This is a genomic window from Actinomadura sp. KC06 (assembly GCF_004348735.1).
Lineage (GTDB): Bacteria > Actinomycetota > Actinomycetes > Streptosporangiales > Streptosporangiaceae > Spirillospora.
In genome coordinates this window covers 1-3,308 of record NZ_SMKT01000340.1, presented here as the reverse complement: position 1 = coordinate 3,308, position 3,308 = coordinate 1, and the positions used below count along the sequence as shown (strand labels likewise).

The 3,308-nt window shown below is 74.6% G+C and carries 2 protein-coding genes; one reads left to right on the top strand and one right to left on the bottom strand.

Annotation, left to right across the window (positions count from 1 at the left end; genetic code table 11):
- Positions 1-907: hypothetical protein (locus E1287_RS42685; RefSeq protein ID WP_131971763.1), on the bottom strand; the 907-nt coding region annotated here is incomplete at its 3' end.
- A 171-nt stretch (positions 908-1,078) separates the two neighbouring features.
- On the opposite strand from E1287_RS42685, the gene E1287_RS42680 reads away from it, so the two are divergent.
- Positions 1,079-3,308, top strand: a 2,230-nt coding sequence (locus E1287_RS42680) for an NB-ARC domain-containing protein (RefSeq protein ID WP_131971761.1), incomplete at its 3' end; no start/stop codon positions are given.

Sequence of the window (3,308 nt, the reverse complement as noted above, 5' to 3'; positions counted from 1 at the left end):
GGCGCGGGGGTGTGGCGCGCGGGCCGTCCTCCACGGCCGTCACCACGGCGGACGGCTCGTGCCACGGCGCGGCGGCGTCGAACACGAACCCGTCCAGGACGGCGGCGAGGTCCTCACGGGACGCGGTGCGGGTGAACGTCCGCCACGTCTCCGGCGGCAGGAGGGTCAGGTTCCGCGTCGTGCCCGCCGAGTCGGACAGGCGGGCCGCGGCGCGGCGGGACGCGTCGCCGTAGGCATAGATGGCGGCGCGCAGGTCGGTGCACGTCCGGTCGAGCTGCGGCCAGCGGCGCAGGATCGCACCGTGCAGGCGCTCAGCGCGCAGCAGGATCTCCTCGGTGCCCCACAGCTTCGGCGCCTGCTCGCGGAGCTCCTCGATCGTCCCGTGCGTGAGCGTGACCAGCTCGACGCTCCACAGCCGGAACGCGCGCGCGAGCCCGTCCGCGCCGTCGCGCGCCTGCTCGGGCGTCATGCGGGGGTCGGCCACGTTGAGCTGCTCAAGGGCGAGGAGCCGGTGCATCTCGCTCTGCCCGCCGTCCAGCATCATCCGCCGGACGAACATCAGCCCGACCACGCTGGTGAACGACGCCCGGTACCGGAGCTGGTTCGGCTTCGGGAACACCTCGCGGACGGCGCCGAGCCCCTTCAGCACCCGCAGCCGGTTCTCGAACACCTCCGGCGGGTAGCGGCGGCACACGTACCGCATCTGCTCGCGGCTCAGCCCGTCCTCGCCCGCGTCGGCGAACGCGGCGAGCAGCGTCTCGGCCACGTCCACGAGTTCGGGATCGTCCACGACGGCGCCGCTGTCGCGGGCCAGCGCCGCGAACATCTGCCGGTAGACGCCCAGCACCGCCTCGCCGACCAGGACGTCGTCGAGGCTGGCGGCTGCGTTCTCGGAGGTGGCGGACACGGCGCACTACGGTACGGCCACCACGCCGCCAAGGTGGAATCGGCGCCGCGAACACGTGAACAATCAAGTACACGAAACCGTGGCGGTTCACGCAGAGCGATGACACACTCACAATGCCATGACGGATGTCCCGGTCCGCGAGCCGCGCCGGGCTCGGAACGGCGGGGGAGCATGACCGCGACGACCACTCCCGTGAAGACGAACCTCCCCGCCGAACCCAACGCCTTCGTCGGCCGCGAACGCGACGTCGGCGACCTCGGCCGGCTGCTGGAGAGCATGCGCGCCGTGACGCTGTGCGGCGCCGGCGGCATCGGCAAGACCAGGCTCGCGCTGCACGTCGCGCACACGATGCTCGACGCCGGCCCCGACGGCGTCTGGTTCGTGGAGCTGGCCGACGTCCGCCCCGACGGGACGACGGAGCCCGTCGCGCGGCGCGTCGCCACCGTCCTCTCCGTCGCCGAAGAGGACGGCCGCCCGCTCACCGAAACGCTCGCCGACGCGCTGCGCGCCCCCGCCGCCCTGATCGTCCTCGACAACTGCGAGCACGTCATCGAGGAATGCGCCAAGCTGACCGGCATGCTGCTGGCCCGCTGCCCGCGGCTGCGGGTGCTCGCCACCAGCCGTGAACCCCTCCGCATGGCGGGCGAGAACGTGTGGCGGGTCCCGCCCCTGGAGCCCGACGAGGCGCGGCGCCTGTTCATCGACCGCGCGAAGGCGGCGCGCCCCGGCTTCGACGGCGCCGACGCCGTCCACGAGGTCACCCGGGCCCTCGACGGGATGCCGCTCGCCCTGGAACTCGCCGCGGCCCGAGTCCGCGTCCTGTCGGTGGAGCAGATCGCGCGGCGCCTCACCGACCGGTTCCGGCTGCTCAGCGCCGGAGACCGCACCGCCCCCGCCCGGCAGCGCACCCTCCGCGCCGCCATCGACTGGAGCCACGAGCTGCTGGACGACCCCGAACGCATCCTGCTGCGCAGGCTGTCCGTCTTCTCGGGCTGGACGCTGGAGCAGGCCGAGCACGTCTGCGCCGACGCCGAGCTCCCCGCCGACGACGTCCTCGACCTGCTCACCGCGCTGGTCGACAAGTCCCTCGTGGCCGTGTCGGGCGAACTCGCCGGGGAGGTCCGGTTCCGGCAGCTCGACAGCATCCGCGAGTACGCGGCCGAGCGGCTGGCCGACGCCGGCGAGGACGAGACGTTCCGCGCCCGGCACCGCGACGCCGTCCTGCACGCGGCCGAACGGCATGGCCGGATCGCCGTCGCGCGCGACGACGCGGCCTGGGCCGAACGCGTGGCGCTGTTCAACTGGTACGACGTCGAACTCGGCAACGTCCGCTCCGCGCTCACCTGGTCCCTCGACCGCGGCGACGTCCGCGAGGGCCTGCGGATCTGCACGGCCCTGCGCACGTTCTGGATCGTCCGGGGCCGCGTCACCGAATGGGCCGGCTGGACCGACCGCTTCCTCGCCGCCGCCCACGGGCTCGGCCCGAGCGTTCTCGGCCCGGCGCTCGTCGCCCGCGCCCAGCTCGCGCTCGGCGGCCGCGACTACGCGCAGGCCGCCCGGTACGCCGACGACGGCCTCGCGTCCTGCCGCGAGTGCGGCGACGACTTCATGACCGCGTCCGCCCTCATCGCCGGCGCCGAATGCCTCGTCCGCGCCGGACGGCTCGCGGACGCCGCCGAACGCCTCGACGAGGCCGACGCGATCGCCGCCGCGCCCCGCCAGGAATGGAACCGCGCCTACGCCGCCGCCGTCCGCGGCTACCTGCTGATCCGCGGTTCCCGCCTCCGGGAGGCCCGCGAACACCTGGACGCCGCCGCGACCGTCATGCGCGGCATCGACCAGCTGTGGGGCGCCTCCCACGCCATGATCGGCCTCGGCCGCCTCGCCGAGCTGCGCGGCGACCACGTGTCCGCGCGCGGGCACTACGCCGAGGTCCTGCCGATCCTCGCCGAGATCGGCGCCCGCCCCGAGATGGCGCGGGCCCTCGCCGGCCTGGGCCGCGTCGCCCTCGAACAGGACGACCTCCACACCGCCCGCGAGTCGCTCTCGCAGAGCCTCACGCTGAGCCGCTCGTCCGGCATCCGCCTGGACATGTCCCGCGCCCTGGACGCCTTCGCCGACCTGGTCGCCCGCGAGGGCGACGGTCGCGGCGCGGTCATACTCGCCGGCGCAGCGTCCGCCCTCCGCGAGGCCACCGGCCGCGCTCCCGGCACCGGCGCCCGCCGAGAACGCACCCTGGAACCGATCCGCCGCAAACTGGGCGCCCCCCTCGTCGCCCAGTTCTGGGGCGAAGGCCGGGCCATGCCCGTCGACGACGCCATCGCCTACGCCCTCCGAGACCCCGCCAACCCGCTGATCCCACACCCCCGTCCCGCGGACCCCGAACCGACCCACGCAGACC